Origin of the sequence: Gluconacetobacter aggeris, from assembly GCF_014174395.1 — a bacterium.
Lineage (GTDB): Bacteria > Pseudomonadota > Alphaproteobacteria > Acetobacterales > Acetobacteraceae > Gluconacetobacter > Gluconacetobacter aggeris.
In genome coordinates this window covers 54,790-73,531 of the sequence record NZ_JABEQD010000011.1, presented here as the reverse complement: position 1 = coordinate 73,531, position 18,742 = coordinate 54,790, and the positions used below count along the sequence as shown (strand labels likewise).

The following is an 18,742-nucleotide window of genomic DNA, read 5'->3' as shown; positions in this document are numbered from 1 at the left end:
GCCCGGCAGAGGCCGGAATGACATCAGCGCCCCGGCTGGTTCTCCGCCTGGTCGCTTATCCCCCATAGCCGGTCCCTGACCGCCTTGTAATAGGCGGTCTCGTCATAGCGCGGCACATCCAGCTTCAGATCCTGCGCCGTCAGCCGGCCGATGGCGGCCGCCACCCCATAGGATGCGGTCACAAGGTTGCTCAGGCTCTGCACCAGCGCCACCTGTGCCTGAAGCAGGGTCTGCTGCTGCTGCAACACTTCCAACGTCGTGCTGGTGCCGACGATCGCCTGGCGTTCGACACCATCCAGGGCGACGATGTTCGATTCAATGGCGATCCGGTTGCTCTTGATCGCCGCCGTATAGGCCACCAGTTGCTGCCAGTTGGACGAGGCAAGCTGCATCGCCGCGCGGCGCGCGATATCCACCGCGCGATGCGCCTCGGATACCTGCTGGCGCGCCTGCCGCACGGCGGCATATTCCGACCCGCCCTGATAGAGCGGGAACTGGATGTTCACCGTCGCATATTTGTCGTCCATCAGGGAGCGGCCGCTGCTCTGGTTGAGCCCGTGCTCGTAGCTCGCCTCGGCCGAGATCTGGGGCATGATCGCGGCCATGGCCACGCCCACCGCGTCCTTCTGCGATGCCTCGGTAAACAGGGCACCGATGACGTTCGGATTGTTCTGCACCGCCTGGGCGATCGCCTCGTTCTGCGAACGCGCCGGCAGCACCAGCGGCTGCGGCGGCACCAGATTGGGCGGCGGCGACATGCCGACGATCTGGGCATAGGTCGCCTGAGCCGTCTGCAACGTGCCTTCGGCCTCCTGGCGGGAGGCACGGGCGCTGGCCAGCGCGGCCTCGGCCTGAGCCACATCGGTCCGCGTAATCTCGCCGACCCGGAATCGCTCCGAGGTCGCACGCAGCTGTTCCTGCAGCACTTTTTCGTTGTTGATATTGAGCTGCAGTAATTGCTCGTTCTCGATCACGCCGACATAGGCGCTGACGACATCGCTGAAGACCTGCTGTTCGGTCGCGATCAGTTGCGCCCGCTCGGCCATCACGGCATTGACTGCCTTATGGGTGCTGGCCGTGGTCCGCCCGCCGGAATAGAGCGGCTGCGAGATCGTGACGCCAGCCGTATAGCCGGGAACATCATATTTGCGGCTGTAACCGGCATAGCCGTTCTGCGCGGCCATGGTGCTGACGCCGGAAAAATAGGTCATGCCGGCATTGCTGGTCACGGTGGGCCGCCAGCCGGCCAGCGCGGTGGGCACCTGCTCGTCGGTCGCGCGCAGGGTCGCGCGCTCCTTCTGCAAGGTGGGATTGGTCAGGTAGGCCGCGGCCAGGGCCTCCTGCAACGTATGGGGTACGAAGGTCGGCGACCCGCTGCCGTCATAGCGCTGCGCCCACGCGGCCGAACTGCACAACAGGGCAGCCATCCCAGCCCCAATTCCGCACCCGCGCTTCATTCGTCTCTCCCCGGAAATGCTACCCAGGGTTGGGTATCGCATTTCCAGGTAAAGAATATATCAAACGGTGTCAGGGTTCAGAACGCAAAGGCCGGCGCCGGTTCCAGTTCGGGCAGCAGCGGCAGCGCGACATCGAACACCGGCCGCGTCGCCAGCCCGGTGGCGGAGGCTTCCCCGATGCTGGCCGCCGCCACGCCACCTTCGGGCCAGATCACACAGACAATCCTGCCATGCGGTGCAAGCTGATCTACCAGGGCCGGCGGCACAGCACGCACGGCGCCGTCGATCAGGATCAGGTCGAACGGCGAATCGCCCGCCGCGCCCGCCGCCAGCTTGCCGTCCCGCCACACCACATCCGGCGCCTCGGCAGCGCAGAATGCCTTACCGATCGCGCTCAGGGCCGAATCCGACTCCAGCGCCACGACCTTCAGGCCCAGACGCGCCAGCAGGGCCGCGATGTATCCGGTCCCCGCCCCCACCACCAGCGCGCGCTGCCCGGCCACGGGCTCGGCGATCTGGACCATGCGGCCGGCGATGCGCGGCTCGGTCAGCACCCGGCCGCGGCCCAGATCCAGGCTCTGGTCGGCATAGGCGATGGTCCGCAGCGAAGCCGGAACACAGGATTCGCGCGGCAGCACCCGCATGGCGGCAACGATTCGCGGATCATTGATCTGCACGGGGCGGATCTGGGCATCCACCATCCGCTGCCGCGCGGCATCGTAATCGAGGATGGCATCTCCAGGCGCGGACTGGTTCATGGCGTTCCCTTCGCAACGTAACCCCCGGCACGGGCCCCATCTTCGGTGGTTCCCTGGGGCATTTCCCTAGCCTGAGCCCGTTTTATGTCCCCGCGCACCATCTGCCTAGCAGGCTCCCTGCACACAACGGCTTGACCAACACCGCAAGAGCGTGGATATAGCCAACGCACCATGTCGGGTCCGGTGGCAGAATGGTGATGCAGCGGACTGCAAATCCGCGAATGTGGGTTCGATTCCCGCCCGGACCTCCACCAGATATTCACCAATGATCGCATGTATTGACGAAACTGAGGAAAACCGGCCCCTGTGGGACGCGGGGTGTTCCGATGTTTTCGCCGCGATACCCCATGAAGCGCAGGTAGAGGTGGGGTAGATATGGGGGTATCAAGCCAGGCGTGGGGGTATCCATGCTGACGGACGTCGCGGCCCGGAAGGCTGCGCCCAAGGATAAGCCATATAAATTAAGCGACTCGCTTGGCCTGTTTCTGCTGGTCAATCCGAACGGGGGGGACCTCCACCCGACAAGTTCATCGTCATGACGTTCAGCAGCCAAACGCTAAAGTCTTGATATGACTTCGGATAACGCCTCAGATAGACTGATCGTCGCCATCCGGTGTCATGGGAGGGCGAAATAGTCTCCACCGCCGCGTTATCGTTCCTAGGCAACGGGGCTGGCCCGGATATCAAGAATACAATATTATCTTATGCCCGCGTGAAGCACGTAATGGGCCGCCCTAGGGAAGACACTCCGAGTGATTACCGTCCGGTGCGAACAACAGATCGCAACGAAATGCCACGAGGCCTTGCACTATCTGCAAGGCCTCGTGGCATGGCGGGGGCTGGATCAGGATTTATGAACTAATAGCGGTATGATCTGGGCTGACAGGGCGGCGCTCCATTTCTGATATTCGGTGGTTGTCAGATGGATACCGTCTTCAGTTTCAACATGCCCGCGAGACATCAGGGTTGTCGAATCAATGTAATGACAAGGCTGAACGTCTTTTTTCAAAAGAGCAGCCAATTGAAGCGTCCGCTGGTCGGTCTTGCCGTAACGGGGGTTATACGCCCCCCAAGTCGGCCCGACCCATATGCAGTTGGTTGAACCGACCTGATCGACCAATGCATGGACCTGATCGTCAATCCAATTGGTCGGCATATCCTTCTGCCCATACCCGGCCATCGCGTCGCCAAAGACGACGATCACCGCATTGGGATGCCATTTTTCCAGCAGGGCCGGAATATTGGGCGGCACATCCCCGGGCTGCATCGACAGGGTAATGGGCTCGACGCCAACCCGCATGGTGGATCCACACGTGTTGGTCGGTTTTTCATCCACCCAGTCCTCCGGCTTCGAAGAACAGAGGCCATAGCTGATGACCTTGGCCCCCTGGCGCGTCAGTTCGTCCGGAAGCGTGGCCAGAAGCGTGTTTTTAAACGTCACGTGGCTATCGCCAACCAGCAGAATGGTCAAACCAAGAAGAAGCGGCGCCAAAGAAACTTTCCTTCACAAGGTCAATGACAGAAAGGTGGGCGCACCGATCCGTTTCCATATCTTATGGCGCAGCCGTCACCGTACTGCGAAGGATTATTTTTACGCCATTCCATATTCGAGAACAATAGTTCCGTCGCTGCAATCCTGACCGGCATCCCACGAAATCACGCAACCAGGCGTTGCATCGGGCTGTCGCCCAATCCACGTTTCATATAGCCCGGCAAGGCACGCCAGAAGCCAGGTCCCGGCGGGCGCACCCAATCCACCAACCTTGGGCAGCCCTGCATGACGGATCAGCAGCCGCCGACTGTCCCGATCCATGTGCAGCGAGGCCGTGCCCCACTGTATCAGCGCTAACGCGGCGTTCAACTCAAGTTCCAATGCCTCGATCGTCGCGCAGGGGGGAAGCAACAGCCGTTCGGCCATCCGGGTACCGACAACACGCAGGAAGCGGTCACGCGCCACCTCCCCCACCTGCTCGTCGAAACTACCCGCAAATGTCCGAAGAAATAACACGTCAGAAAACATCATGGCGTCCCAAGCAGAGAGTAATGAAGCGAAAGGCCGGCGGTCGTCTCGTTCCACGGCCCCGCCTTCTGATACTGAAAATCACCGGAAACGCGCAGCGCCGACGTCACCTGATAAGACAGGTGACCGCTCGCACCGCCGACCAAACCGGAATCGGATACGCCCCCTGCTACGGCCGCAGTCGGATCAGCAATATCCAACTGCTCCTGCAACTCCGGTCTGGTCGGATAGAACAACGAGGAACGCGAACTATAGGACTGATAACCGATCGAACCATTAACATTCCACAGCCAATTTCCGGAGTGGCCCGAATAGCGCACCGGCACAAGCAGCGCGAAATAAGACTGTGGAGAGAAATATCCACCATTGCCGAGACTGAACAGATACTGGTTGTTGTTATATTTAAACCAGGTCAGGTCCACGCCCAGCCGAACCTCGTTTGTCGTATCCTTGAAAACCGAAACGCTGCCACCAGCGCCAGATTCATATTCCTCATTGTCTTGGACGTTATGCCCCTGGATATAGGCGAAGCCTCCACGAACATAGAAATTGAGCAGCGGATCCCCGTATTCCAATTGCCCGTTCAAACGATTGCGGACCACCCCTCCCCAATTGCTGCCCTTCAAACCATCATGCAGGCCAGCATAGGCCAGCACGCTATCGGTCACTGCCCGCCGGTCGGCGGCGACCCGAATACGCAGCTGGTTAGTGATCTGCGGGCTGACCTCCGCCCCGGCCAGTACATTCGTCTCACGGAAACCCAGGGGAGACGATCCAACGTCCACCTTCAGCCATTTCCATGCATAGGCCAGATTTGTTCCCACGCCCACAGCGTGGAAGCGGTTGGCCACGGCGCCATATTCCTTCGTTAGCGCCGCAGTCCCGATTTCACGCAGCCCCTCCACGTAATCCATGCTGCCAACACCCGATGCCAGAACGGTCGGCGTCACATTCAGCGACATCCGCCCTGTGCCAAGCGCAAAGGAGCCTGTGATCGGCAGATCACCCTCGGTCAACTGGTTCAGGCCCGTGCCGGAACGTCCCCGAAAGATCGGTCCAGCATCAACGAAGGGAGCGAATTCCTGCGTTGTGCTCGCGATATCGCTATCAATGTTACGCAGGATTGGATCCTGCGTTCCGACTCCGCCATCTGTCGTGGCCTGTGCCGTGTTGCGGAAGGGATTGATCCGGGCACTCTCGCCGTCGATCAACACGCCGCCATCGTGTCCGCCCCCCGCCCGCTCCTGATTGCCGATTTGCTGCATTCTCAGATCACGGGCTCTGGCAAGGTCGCTGAGGCTGGCAGTCCAGTTACCGCCCGCACGATGAAGCGTCGCTGAAGCCAGCCAGGTACGCGGATCGGCGGGCGCCTCCTCCGTCATGAAGCGAAGCTGCTCTTCAGCCAATGCGAAGCCATCGTTCTGCAATGCCAGCCGCACCACTGCCAGCCGGGCATCCAGATCGTTAGGATATCGCGTGATGACCGCACGGGCGATCGACAGCGCCTTACGCGTCTGGTTCGCCGACTGATAGAGGCGCGCCAACGCCAGGCGCGCCGCCGGATCCGGCTGGTCGGTCGTCAGGGCCGGTGCCAACGCGTCATACGCATCGGCACGGCGCCCTTCGGCATTCAGGCGATCGGCCGTCATGATCGCAAGCCCTGCCTGGATATTCCGCAGCGCAACGCTGTCATCCGAGGTCAGGCTGGAACCTTCTATCCTTTCAAGGAGATGGCGCGCGCGCTCCGGTTCCTGCATGCGCATGAACAAACCAGCATAGGCAATCCGCTGGCGAAATGTCAGCGAACCTGCGTTCATGAAAGTCTGCAAGACAGCGCTCGCTCCTTTTGGATCGTCGCGATCCAGCAGAGCAGTGGCGATCATCCGGCCTCGCTCGCCATCAGGATCATTGCCGCGGCGCGCGATCTGCATGAAATACAATCGGGCCTCTTCCGCATTCGGTGGCGCGTCCTGGACCAGTTGCAGTTCCTCAACCCTGTCCGCGATGCGCCGAATATCGGGCGTACGGCTCCCGCGCGGCAGCCGCTGCAGCAATTGTCGCACGGCAGAAAAGTCATTCGCCTGGTTGGCAAAATAGATCCCAGCCTGCAATTCCGCCACGGACGCCGCTCTACCTGGCGACAAGAGCGGAGCCATCACCTCTCGCGCTTCGGTCCGCTGGTCGGCCTGCAGAAGAGCCTGCGCCAAGCGGAGGCGCAGCCAGGGATCATTCCCCCGGTCCTCCAGCCCCTGCCGCAACAGGGAAATACGGTCGTCAAGCGTCGTCGCCCGTTCCGCCTGTGCGATCAGCTCGTTCCCCGCCATCTGCTGTTCGAATGCCGGTGACAGACGCCGTATCCGGGCGATCAGCATATCAGCTTCCTGCGTGCGGCCGGATTCGCGCAGGATCTGGTATAAACCTTCCAGCGCCACCACGTTGTCAGGCTCGGTGCGTATCGCCTGACGATATGACGCTTCAGCCTCTGCCGTCCGGCCGCGCCGCCGTGCGATTTCGCCTCGCAGCGCCACCAGCATGGTTTGTGATGGATCGACTTGCAGGGCAGCGTCGACTGCCCGGCCTGCGGCATCATACTGCCCCTGCTCCATCAGTCGACGCACCTGCTCGTATGAGCCGGAAACCTTCGTGGCATTCAGCGCGCTTTGCCACCTTGCCGCCGAAGAGGGATCGGCTTGCATTGCCTTTTCCAGTAGATCCCGGGCTTGCGCCATCTGCCCCTGGCGCATACGCACCAATCCCAGTCCGCCCAAAGCATCAGCATCGTTCGGCGCCTGAGCTAGAGCATTGCTGAAATGCTTGTCGGCGTCCGTGATTTCACTGGCGGACAGGTCCTGATAGGCTTGAGTGCGCTCCAGCACCGCATGTTCGGATTCGGCAGCCGATGCCCGCTGCCGCAGACGGCTGATTTCATTATCGCTGGGATTCACCTTCAGCCAAGCATCGAAATAAGGGGTGCTTTCCGGCACCTCGGGCAGCCAATGCAACGCCTCCCGCCAGTCTCGCCGCACGGCCGCGAGATCATCCGCGGAGAGACTGGATATCGATGCCAGCTTCGTTAAGCGCGCCAGCCCGTCCTGACGGGTGGCGGGGAGCCATGTCAAAGCCTGCGCATAGGCGAGTTGGGCAGCCATATCGTTCGGGTTGGCCGCAACCAGCGCACGAAGCCCCTCGCGCCCCCGATCACGATACCCCACGGCTCCAGCGAGGGTCTGATAATATTCCACGGCATATTGCGGAGGCGGCCCGTTAGGAAACAGGCGCCGGTAGCCAGCCGCAGCCGCAGCCGTTCGTCCTGCCTGTGCCAGGGCACGGATCGCGGGTAATTCACCCTGCGACGTATCTTGCAAATGGAGCGCCTGATCGAGCCGTATGGTTTCGGGCGCGTCCGGAGCCAATATCCGAAGGGAAGCCGCGACGCGCTGCGCCCCGCCAATGTCCCCCTGCCGTAGAGCCCACTGGCCGGTCAACGCCATAACGCGAGGATCATTGGGGGCGATTTGCTTGACCTGGCTCAGCGCATCCTGCGCGTTGCCGTAACGCCCCTGATCATACCAATATTGCGCCCGCTGGATCAGCAACGACACCAACGACCCGGCCGAAGCACCTGCCGCGGCCGAGCTTGCGGCCGGCGGCGGCGGGAGCCCGCCCCCTTGCCCCGCATTCTGAACCTGGGCGTGAACCGGCACGGACACAACCGTCCCGCCGCCTATCAGCAGCAGCCCCAGGCGAACAGTTAGACGACCGCTAACCGTCATGCATTCTTCCCGCTGCCACTTGCATCCAGATAGGCCTGCCGCCGCGCCGCGCGCAACGATAATCCCTTATGCAGTGACAGACCGACGACCAGCGAACCCGCGATAGAGAGAAAGATCACGCGCAAAGGGTGCTCGCGCAGGAACCAGTCGGACCATAGCCACCAGGGCAATGAACCGATCGTGTAGGTCTTGCCACTGCGTGAAGCGATGATCTTTTGCCCGTTGACGACGGTAAGGTCGCCCTGCACCCCTTTTTGCAGGGTGGTATCCTGTATCGTATGAATCAGGTCCTCCAACCCTTGCGGCGTACCACCTAGCATCATTACGACAGACCGATTGGCCGCAAAGGGCGACTGGGCACCGATCAGCGCGCCACCTCCGCCCAATGATGCTGACCCCTCCAGCGCCGCCGTATCGGGCTGGGACGATTTACTTTCGGGAAAAGCATAGCGAATGCCGTCCAGGAGTGAATGTTCCGCAAGGCGTAGCTGGCCATTTTCGAGCCGATATGGTGTACCCGCCAAAATGGATGACACCATATCGCTGCCTGGCAGCGTAGCCATGACGATCAGATCGTCATCCTGCACCGCCTCCAGGCCATTTGGTCCCACGATCGTTATCCCTTCGGTCGGATACCAGGTGAAGGAACCGAACATGCCCATCAAGTCCAGATAGGCGGTCAGGAATGCGGTCCCAGGCCGGGAAGGCAATACGATCGCTGTCTGCGATAGATCGGCCATGCGGGTAAAGGGAAAGCCACTATTCGCGAAATAGGCCAGATTGGGCATCGTCGCCAAATGATAGGCCCGCCGGAAATCCAGAGTTGAATCCGGATCGATTCCAACGGTCAGATCTTGCGGAATCGCACTGCAGTCCCGCCGCGCCAACGGGCGTCCGTCAAAATAGAACTTCAACTGATTCTGGCCATAAACGCTCCACAGTGGCAGGTTCACCTTATCCTTATGGATCTGTGAAGCATGTGGCAGAAACCGGCTGATCCAGCTCGGCAGACGATCCGGCAAAGCCCAGGAATAGCTGCGCAGATAAACGTCGTTCAGGCTTACATCCACTCGGGACTGGGCCATGTCGATTATGCTGCCCAGCGGCGTCCGAATCTGGAAATCGGCCTCGAAGGATCTGCCGCGCCATGTATAGAGATCCGGGGAGATCCGGAAAGGTATCGCCAGCGTGCCCGGAACATAACCATGGCCCTGCAGGTTGCCAAAGTTGACCAGCTCGCCAAACCGGACCAACCGATCAGTCGGCAGGAAAGCTGGCGCGTCGTATGGTTTCCGATGCGACAAGGTGACAGGGGCAACCGTCAGGCTCGATATATCGCCAAATGTGTTGGACATGAAGGCAAGCCCGCGCGCCGCGGTCAGCAGTTCTGCTTCATTCCTTCCGCTCACCACCAGGATTGTACCGAACGGGTCGCTCGGATTGGCAATTTCCGCCACCGTGGGGCCAACAACATTTACGGCTTTGGCTATTACGGGCGGCAGGCGGTTGAGCACACCGATCGCCACCGCATTTCCCCCCAGCGGAACCTCCTCCGAAACCGGAAAGGTGACATGATGGAAGTCCACGATCCTGCCGAACCAGGACGAAACCACGGATGCCGCTTTCAACACCGCAATGTCCTGCTGCGACGACGTATCGAGCTTTGCGGGCATGATGATAGGAACAACGGCGCGCTCGTTCATCGCCGTATCGAGAAACGGCGCAGGCAGAGCGGACAGGATGCGCCGCGCGGGCAAAGGAGCTGTCGTAATGCTGATGGTAGACTGCCCCGAAATCTCACCCCATAGAGCAGGGCTGATTTCGTTACCGCACGTTTCCGAATACTGGCCTGCAAAGGTAAAGTTGAGCGTATTCTTGCCCATGAAAAAGGCCGGATTAACCGCAAAAGTCAGCGGCCCGAATTCCGGATGATCGCGATTGACAGGAATCGTTCCAACATACTGATCATTTAGTCGGATCGTAATACTGCTGCTCTGCGGCAGCAAGGAAGGCGACAAAGCACCGCTGAACGTGACATGAGCGTCGGTCACAAGCTGGCTGTGCGGCAGGTCGAAATCGAGGCCCTGGATCGAGGCAAAAGGCGTCATGCGCAGGGATGCGGGAGCGCCCAGTTCCTGCAAGGTCCATGTCCGCGTAGACGTGCCGGGAAGTTCTACATTTCCGACGGCAGTGGATGCTGTGGCTGTCGGTCTGGGGATACCCATGATCAGCGGAGCCCCACCAACCGAAGGATTTGCGGCATGCTCTCCCGCATTCGGCAAGGGCAGCGTGTCGTCCCCACCTCCCGTCGCAGGCACGTCCGAAGACGGAGGAGAAGTCTGAGCCTGAGCCCCGCTGATGCTTAAACCCAGGGCGAGCAAGCCGATCATCGTAATGTTAGTCTTACGCGGTCTCAGGCTTACGGCGCGCCGCTCATTTCTGCCCACGGCTTGGCTGGCGCGCAGCCGCGCCGCGATCGCCTCCCTATGGCGCTGGGCGCTCGCCGGCTTGTCACGTCGAACCCTCAGGTTGCGAATGGAACTGACCGCAAGCCACAGACTGCGGAGCGGACGGTCGGGGGGATAGTCGGACCAGTTAACCCATGCATCGGCACGTCCGAAGGCGAAGCGGATGCTCCGTGCTTCATCACGAAGCGTAGCGGGTTGCCATTCCAAGCTCATCACTCCGTCGTGCACTGTCGCAACCCGGGCAGGAATAGGCCCCTCATGTAATTCGACGTGCACTTTTATTTCTGCACCAGTTCTAAACGACTTCACATCCGCAGGATCCAGATACACTCGGCATCCTCCGCGCGAGAGATCAACCGTCATCCCTCTGACAAGCCGCCCGTCATCACGGCCTATCGTCACGGGGAGTACGGCATGAATGCGCGCGTTGCGGCGTAACTGGCGCGTCTCATGCCCCACGGTGATAGCAGCAAGCACGGTTATCGTGCTGACTGAAATCCACAGTTCGTTCATCCACAATGCATTGAATGTTATGATGTCATTATGCATCAGGACCAAGCGCAGCAGTCCCCATGCCAGACCTGCTACCAAGGCCGCGCAAAGGAGAATATTCGGGTAAAGAGCCCGCCAATCCGTATATGCACTCTGGAGCGTTCCACCCTTCTCGGTCACATTGAACTTACCGTGCTTGGGAAACAGCAAGGTAATAATGGTCACTCGCACAAGAAAGAGCGCAAGCACCGTTTCGTAAATCTCGTTCCAGAACGAATAGCGCCAGTTCTTTTGCACGCGCGCCGACGTCCCGATCGAATGAAAAAAATGCGGAAAGGCATAGGCCAGCAGCGCCTCGGGTGATGCCGCGATCAGGGTCTGGTTGAACAGCAAATAGGCGAGTGGGGAGACCAGAAAGATCAGACGCGGAATAGCGAACAGAAATCCCGCCATGGCAGAAAAATAACATAGCCGCTGAGCAACCTTCAGACCGGGTCCGAACAGCGGATTATCCAGCCGCAGAATCTGCAACATTCCACGCGCCCACCGCATGCGCTGGCCGATATGCAGAATGAGCCGTTCGGTTGCCAGACCCGCGGCAAGTGGCATGGCCAGAAATGCCGTGGACCATCCCCGGCGCTGTAGTTTCAGCGCCGTATGGCAATCCTCGGTTACCGTTTCAGTCGCGATCCCGCCAATCTGCTCCAATGCGGTGCGCCGCAGCACGGCACAAGATCCACAAAAAAAGGTCGCGTTCCAAAAATCATTTCCATTTTGCAGCAAGCCGTAAAACATATTGCCTTCAGGCGGCACGTTCTGTCCGTTGGCGAGATTCCGCTGGAAAGGATCCGGAGAATAGAAATGATGCGGCGTCTGCATCATGGCCAGGGTCGGATCGACTATAAACCATCCTATCGTCGCCTGCAGAAACGCCCGCACAGGTATATGGTCGCAATCGAAGATGGCAATATATTCACCACTTGTTTGCGTCATCGCATAATTCAGGTTGCCGGCCTTGGCATGTATATTATTAGGTCGGGAAATATAGCCGACCCCGACCTCGCGCGCGAATTCAAGAAAATTGTCACGATGTCCATCATCCAGGATGTACACGTTCAATTTTCCCGCCGGCCAATCCATTCCTATACAGGCCAGCACGGTAGCACGGACGATATCCAGATCCTCATTATATGTCGGAACATAGACATCGACTATGGGCCAGCATGCCAAATCGGCAGGCATCGGTACCGGCTTGCGGTTGAGCGGCCGTATCGTCTGGAAATAACTGAGCAGCAGCATCATCAGAGCGTAAAGTTCCGCGCCGCACAGAGTCAGAACCAGAATCATCTGGAACAGAGAACTGAATGCGAGCGTTTCCGTCAGTCTCCATGTTAGATAGCGCGCGGAGACGACGAGCGACATGACCTGCAAAAACAGCGTCGCCTCGCGGCCCGGAAAACGACTGACCAAGAAGAACAACGCAATGCCCGCCACCGCGACAATCAATTGCGCGTCGTCGGACAGCAGTGCCATGCTGGCCATTGCCAGACAAGCCCCGCCCAGCACCACGAAGCTACCAAGAATGGCGTGGCTATATCGTCCTTCTATGACAGGTTGACAGGCCCGGCCGATCGCATCCATCCGCGCGCGAGCACCCGAAAGAATGCCGCTCACCATGCTTATCAACTCCTCACCAGGGCGGTCAGACGATGCGAGATCAAGGTCAGATCATGATTGGCCTGCGACCGCGGGGCATAAGCGGCCAGTGACTTCTGTGCAGCCAGCGCCTCGCCGACATGCTCATCCCGATGTACCACCCCCACCAGCCGGTTACCCATCTGTGCACTTAGATTGCGCACGATCGTCGGCCCCAGGCGGGTCATCGGATCGAATTGGTTGATAACAAAACATTGGCGCCCACCGTGCCCCAGCCCGTAGGCTCTGCCGGACTCGATGTCTGTAAATAACGCCATCGAAGCCGCGTCCGCCGCCAGCACCGTCAACAGCAGGTCAATGCGCGGAAGAAGCGCCCGCAATGCAGCAGAAGGGCCCGGTTCCGTATCAACAATAACCAGAGCGTGAGGATCGGCTGCGATCTGGCGCAGGGGCTCGGCCAACAGCTCCGGAAAATTCTCCAGTTCCGCCGAGGCATGAAGCGAAGTCGCCATATCCATTGTGCCGTATGGCAGCACCATGACGCCCTCTGCCGTGTCCTGCAGAGCATGCTGCCACAATTGCGGCTGACGCAGCATCTGCATGAAACCCCGCCCCTCTCCCAGCGGCACACCCAAATGAAGCCGGAGCATATTCTGGGGATCCAAATCCACCGCGATGATGCGATGGGAGCGCAGACGAGCCAAATTAACCGCCAGATTGGCAGCTATCGTGCTTTTACCCACGCCGCCCTTCGGCGAAACGCAACAGATCAGGGGCATCGAAAGGCGTCAGTCACAGCATGGCCGATCATGAAAAAATCTATCTGTCCCGGAATTATCTGTCAGCGGAATATACCATGCAGGCCCGATCCTGCCTGACGGCCCGTGGCTACGCCGCCAAGCACCCTAAACATGTCGGCCAATCGCATACGACGCGCCTCCGATGCCGACATGGGAACAGACGCTATACCCACCTGCGGGGCCGCACGAAAGGCTGCAAAATCATCACCAGATTCCTGCCGGGCGGCCGAAGGCACTTTACCTGAGTCCATCGGCGCAGCAGAGGGCGAAGGCGTCGTGAAAGCGCCGCCAAACAACGAGAATGGCGCGGAAGATGGCCGAGGCGCGGACCGTCCGGAAAGACCATCGACGGCAACACGGCTGGCCGGGGAAAAGGCCATGGGCGCGCCTTGCTCTTCCGACACAACCTTGTCAGTCACACCGGAGGCCATCGAACGGCCGGGAATCCGATCCATATTATCAAACGACCAATATGGCAGCCCCGGTGAATCGACTGCGGCCCGCAACCCGGGAATATCGACACCGTCATCCCTATGCCCCTCCCGAACCTTGGGCATGGCATCGGCAATCAGAGGGAATTCAGGCCCTGCGTCACTAGTCATCCCACCCTCTCCCAGCTTCGCTACAATGGGGCAAACCCGACTATCTCATGCTTATGAAATTTCGTCACGTCGCCGATCAAGACTTTTCTATACCAAGAAAATCAAATGGCGTGCACCAAAATTCATCAAAAAAGAAAGAATTAGACAATAAAGCCGAAGCAGACGCTTCACAGAAAACGCAAAAAAATTATCCGTTTTGAATGCAACAAAAAAATTGTTCGCCAGCATGGCACGAAGATTGGCAACCGTACCCGAGAAAGCTGAATGCCCGCATGCTTCAGCCGACAGGCTGTCCGCCCGGATCACCTCGGTCTGCTACAAAATATTTCAGAACAACCAGAGAATACGCCATGTGAGAAAGGTAAACCGCGCTTGACCCTCGCTTGACCCTACCCTCATAACGATCACAGATTTTGAATACCCGTCGCTGAAAATCGCTCAGAGCCTGTTTGCAAATGCGCGCAGGCGGCGATCCGCATTTCCCGACACCCCCTCAGAACGCGCCCTTCTGCTGAACGACACCATATGCCAAGCCGCCCAAAATCAGCGAAGATAACAGCGTCAGCGAAGCCGAATAGTAGTTCGAACTCGCAGCCAAGGCAGGGAAAGGCACATTTCCGGCACCGGGCATATCCAAAAGACCACTAGCGATTCCAACCGCATAGAAACCTGGTGGCGCATTATAGGGCGCAGTCATACCACTACGCAGATCCACCCAGGCCGGCATTCCCCCCACCCCCCAGGCATTCCAGTAGCGCATAAACCCGCTTCTTAAATCCGCGTCCAATAATCCGGCCCATTGCAAATAAAGCGGCACACGCACTGCATCATAGGAGAAACGCGCCGGATGACCGCGGGCAATCGTGACGACTTCATTCGTCACCTGCATCCAATCCGGCGGCAGGTTCCAGCGCCCAAACCGCCCCTGCCGAAGCAGATCCAGCCCATCATGGATAACCCGCTGCCAGATATCATGATCATCCAGATCCGACGCAGCCATCAACGAGGGCATGATATAATAAGAAGGGTTTATAACCACATGATTCGACGACGAAAATCCATAAAGCCCGGGCAGAAGCAGCATGCGATGCCCGACCGTGACCACGACCTGCGCCCGCAGCGCAGCATAGATCGCTCGAGCGGATTCGATCAGGTCGGAACGCCCCCAACGCCGGCCCGCCAACACCAGTGCCAGGGCGATCAGCAGATCACCATCCGTGGCATTGTTCTGGTCCGGAACATGAGGCGAAGCATCAGGCAGATAATGCCATGCATGCAACGCATCATCCGGACGCTTCAAAGTCTGCTCAGTCCACACGAACATACGGTCGAAAGTGGCACGGTCGTCAAAGGCCTGAGCGAACAGCAGTCCATATCCCTGCCCTTCGCTGTGGGACTGCATACCATTGCCATTGTCAGTAACCCGGCCGTCCGATGCAACAAAGCGCTGACAATACAACGACCAGTCATCCGGCGTCGCTGCCCGGCCCGCACTGCCGAGAGGAAGACTCAGCCCACCGGCAATCGTCTGAAACAAGCGGCGCCGGGCGAGGGAAAGGGTCATGTTTTGAGGCCATATAATCGCAGAATGACACGGTTAAGCTATATACAAACCTCGGCAATGCCTACCCAACCCTGAAAGAGATTTTACAGTCCATGCCATAAAAGAAAATTTCCCGCGCGCCCGGGCCGCCTGCACACCATTCAAATAATGATAAAAAACACCGCCAGCGGCCAAACGATCTCACCGAATACGTGAAACCGCCGATACGATGAACAGTCCAAAAGCAATAAGCACACTCTTTCCCACCAACATTACGAGCTTACGCAGCCTCGTTTCGGGAGAGGCGCGCTTCTCATATACCAGCCCTACACGCTCGATACAGACATAACTGAAAAAACTTGCAACCAGCGACAGGATCAGCACACCGGCCATCACCCATCCATGCACATAAAAAGCCGTTACATAATTAGCCAAAACAATAACCGGCCAATGCCATAGATAGACGGAATAGGACATCACACCGAGCGGAGATAGAATTGGCAAGGCATGACGCGAGACCAAGGTCTGAGGCATGACGATTAACGCCGCAGTCGCCACACAGGGCAATATCGACAGAGGAGATGGGCAAGCAAAGCTGATGGAATAGAATATCCCCGCCAGAACGATCGTCAGGCAAGCCGCGGCAGCGACCAGATTTGCGACAAGGGAAGACAAACGCAACGGCGGCAAAAGCCAGATCATCGTTCCAAGCAGGAACTGCCACATCCGGTCGAAAATATTATAATATGCCGTTCCGCCCCCATGCAGATGCTCAGCCACATCAAAAATGAGGGACAGAATAAAAATACCCACGATTGCCCAGCCACGATGCCTTACATATGGCAGGAAAAGCGCCATCAGAAATATAATGGTGTAAAACTGCATCTCCAGCGACAAAGACCAAGTATGCAGGAACGGGTAAGCAATACTCTGCCCCTCAAAATACCCAACATGCCTGGCCGCAAAAATATTTGACAAATATACAAGCGCATAAGCGCCATTGAGCGCAATGTCAGCACGATCGCTAGGCAGAACCCACCACAACATTGCTGCAGAAACCACAACAATCATACCAAGCAGAGCGGGCAACAGGCGGTAGACACGCCGGCAAATAAAATCGACAGGCCGAAAGGGCACCTGAAACAGGGCTGAACGCCCCATGAAATATCCAGAAATTACGATAAAAACGTCAACTCCGACAAAACCGCCGCGCAGCCATCCCGCATGAAACAGGACCACCAGCAAAACAGCCAGCCCACGTAGCCCATCGACGTCCCGTCGACGATCTACAGGAAAGAGAGCGGAAAAGACTGGCAGTATCCTGAAGTGCACATTCGCACCATGAGCGTGAGACTATATTTATCAAGGATATTACAAATATCCAACAATAGGACCGGAGCCGGCCAGCAGCCCGATCTTATTTTTTTGCCATGAGAATGGCGTCCCGTACGGGATTCGAACCCGTGTTACCGCCGTGAAAGGGCGGTGTCCTAGGCCTCTAGACGAACGGGACGTTGGACGAGGCAGCTTCTATGACATCACGAGAGGGGACGCAACCCACCCGATGCAGGAAAATTGGCTTGCGGTGCATTTTTTCCAAGATCGAAGCTTTTCAGGCGATTACGGAGCGGGCGCCCCCTGCCCGGCGGCCGCATTCAGGATAAGGCGCGCGATGATTCGCCGATGCTGGACGTCCCACAGCAGCACCCGGTCCGGACCGCCCCCGGCCAGCGCGACCGCCAGCAGCCCCCCATCCTGCCGAACCATACCGGTAACATGCGTGCCGGCCGGCTCGCCCAGCACCAGTTCGCCATAATCGCCCGCCGGCAACACCACCGGCTCGGCGGCAGGCCGTGCGATCGCCGCCGGCCGCGGATGCGCGATTCGATGGATCAGCACACTGACCAGCACCAGCGAGCCCGCCGCCAGCAGCACACCCATGCCGATCACGGCCGCCAACAGCCCCCTGGAGACCGTCGGAGCCGATCCCGTCTCCCTCACGCCCTGTCCATTCATGATTGTCCTGATCCATCCTGGCCCGGCATGATGTTCCGACCGGGCGATTTCCGTTAAGAGCCGTGCATGACCGACGACACGCCCCCCATCCGCCTCACCGGGACCGAAGAGCATGCCGGCCAGCGGACCGACCGCTTCCTTGCCGACGCGCTCGATACGCTGTCACGTTCGCGCGTCAAGGCCCTGATGGAGGCCGGCCACGTTCTGCGCGACGGCCAGATCCTGCGCGAGCCCGCCGATCCGGTGCGGCCCGGCCTGTGTTATGAAATCAGGGTGCCCCCGGCAATCCCCGCCACACCCCAGGCCCAGAGCATTCCCTTCACCATCCTGTACGAGGACGCCCACCTGATCGTGCTCGACAAACCCGCCGGGCTGGTGGTCCATCCGGCACCTGGCAACGAGGACGGCACGCTGGTCAACGCCCTGCTGGCCCATTGCGGCGACAGCCTGACGGGAATCGGCGGTGAACGGCGGCCGGGCATCGTGCACCGGCTGGACAAGGACACGTCGGGGGTCATGGTCGTCGCCAAGACCGAACAGGCCCACAAAGCCCTGTCCGACGCCTTCGCGACCCGCGATATCGACCGCACCTATCTGGCCCTGGCATGGGGGTTGATGACCCCGGCTAGCGGCGGGTTCGAAGGCGCGATCGGCCGTGACAAGCGCGACCGCAAGCGCATGGCCGTGGTGACGCATGGCGGCAAGGCGGCGCTGACGCATTACCGCACCCTCGCCACCCATCATGGTGGCCTCAGCCTGGTGGAATGTCGGCTGGCGACCGGCCGCACGCATCAGATCCGCGTGCATTTCTCCCACGGCGGCCACCCGCTGGTCGGCGATCCGGTCTATCTGCGCCGCATCCCCGCCGTCGCCCGCACCCTGCCGGACGACGCACGGCGCGCCGCGCTGGATTTCCCACGCCAGGCCCTGCATGCCGCGCGGCTGGGCTTCACCCATCCGGGCACGGGCGAAGCGATGCTCTTCGAAACCGCCCCACCTGACGATTTCAAGGCGCTTCTGGCAAAGATTGCTTAGTTTTAAGGCAATAATCGAGGAGCTTCCTTGACGCTCCCAGACCTGACCGATAGGCTCGAACAATAGTCCAGCGGGTGACGCTACCGCTGGAATGGACGTCCCGTGGCGGCGCAGCCCTCTGA

General features: G+C 59.4%; 11 protein-coding genes and 2 tRNA genes. 2 read left to right on the top strand and 11 right to left on the bottom strand.

The genetic code is table 11. From position 1 onward, the window contains the following. Positions 1 to 23: 23 nt before the first annotated feature. The gene (locus tag HLH36_RS14620) at positions 24 to 1,457 is read right to left on the bottom strand and encodes a TolC family outer membrane protein (protein ID WP_182987074.1); all 1,434 of its coding nucleotides are present in this window, start codon (positions 1,455 to 1,457) and stop codon (positions 24 to 26) included. A 77-nt stretch (positions 1,458 to 1,534) separates the two neighbouring features. Beyond that, on the bottom strand, positions 1,535 to 2,215 hold the full coding sequence (locus tag HLH36_RS14615) for a protein-L-isoaspartate O-methyltransferase family protein (RefSeq protein WP_182987073.1): 681 nt from the start codon (positions 2,213 to 2,215) through the stop codon (positions 1,535 to 1,537). Positions 2,216 to 2,392: 177 nt separating this feature from the next. Between HLH36_RS14615 and HLH36_RS14610 the strand changes: the two genes are divergently transcribed. After that, positions 2,393 to 2,466: transfer RNA gene (locus HLH36_RS14610), tRNA-Cys, on the top strand. 593 nt (positions 2,467 to 3,059) lie between these two features. Here the strand turns inward: HLH36_RS14610 and HLH36_RS14605 are convergent. The 9 genes from HLH36_RS14605 to HLH36_RS14565 all read right to left on the bottom strand — a co-directional run bounded on the left by HLH36_RS14605 (position 3,060) and on the right by HLH36_RS14565 (position 17,585). Beyond that, the gene (locus HLH36_RS14605) at positions 3,060 to 3,707 is read right to left on the bottom strand and encodes an SGNH/GDSL hydrolase family protein (protein WP_182987072.1); all 648 of its coding nucleotides are present in this window, start codon (positions 3,705 to 3,707) and stop codon (positions 3,060 to 3,062) included. Positions 3,708 to 3,806: 99 nt separating this feature from the next. Then, positions 3,807 to 4,238, bottom strand: coding sequence for a cellulose biosynthesis protein BcsD (gene bcsD, locus HLH36_RS14600; protein ID WP_182987071.1), 432 nt, complete (start codon positions 4,236 to 4,238; stop codon positions 3,807 to 3,809). Continuing rightward, entirely contained in the window at positions 4,235 to 7,837 is a 3,603-nt protein-coding gene (locus HLH36_RS14595) for a cellulose synthase subunit BcsC-related outer membrane protein (RefSeq protein WP_182987070.1), read from the bottom strand. Before HLH36_RS14595 ends, bcsD begins: the two co-directional genes overlap by 4 nt. Positions 7,838 to 8,004: 167 nt before the next feature. Continuing rightward, positions 8,005 to 12,645, bottom strand: coding sequence for a UDP-forming cellulose synthase catalytic subunit (gene bcsA / locus HLH36_RS14590; RefSeq protein WP_182987069.1), 4,641 nt, complete (start codon positions 12,643 to 12,645; stop codon positions 8,005 to 8,007). 5 nt (positions 12,646 to 12,650) lie between these two features. Beyond that, positions 12,651 to 13,403 (bottom strand): cellulose biosynthesis protein BcsQ, encoded by a 753-nt coding sequence (gene bcsQ, locus HLH36_RS14585; RefSeq protein ID WP_182987068.1) that lies wholly within the window; start codon positions 13,401 to 13,403, stop codon positions 12,651 to 12,653. 1,116 nt (positions 13,404 to 14,519) lie between these two features. Further along, positions 14,520 to 15,590, bottom strand: a complete 1,071-nt coding sequence (locus HLH36_RS14580; protein WP_182987067.1) for a glycosyl hydrolase family 8 — start codon at positions 15,588 to 15,590, stop codon at positions 14,520 to 14,522. A 180-nt stretch (positions 15,591 to 15,770) separates the two neighbouring features. Next, entirely contained in the window at positions 15,771 to 16,901 is a 1,131-nt protein-coding gene (locus HLH36_RS14575) for an acyltransferase family protein (protein ID WP_182987066.1), read from the bottom strand. A 105-nt stretch (positions 16,902 to 17,006) separates the two neighbouring features. Further along, a tRNA-Glu gene (locus HLH36_RS14570) sits at positions 17,007 to 17,082 on the bottom strand. 107 nt (positions 17,083 to 17,189) lie between these two features. Beyond that, positions 17,190 to 17,585 (bottom strand): hypothetical protein, encoded by a 396-nt coding sequence (locus HLH36_RS14565; protein ID WP_182987065.1) that lies wholly within the window; start codon positions 17,583 to 17,585, stop codon positions 17,190 to 17,192. 66 nt (positions 17,586 to 17,651) lie between these two features. Between HLH36_RS14565 and HLH36_RS14560 the strand changes: the two genes are divergently transcribed. Then, positions 17,652 to 18,620 (top strand): RluA family pseudouridine synthase, encoded by a 969-nt coding sequence (locus HLH36_RS14560; protein ID WP_182987064.1) that lies wholly within the window; start codon positions 17,652 to 17,654, stop codon positions 18,618 to 18,620. Positions 18,621 to 18,742 lie beyond the last annotated feature (122 nt).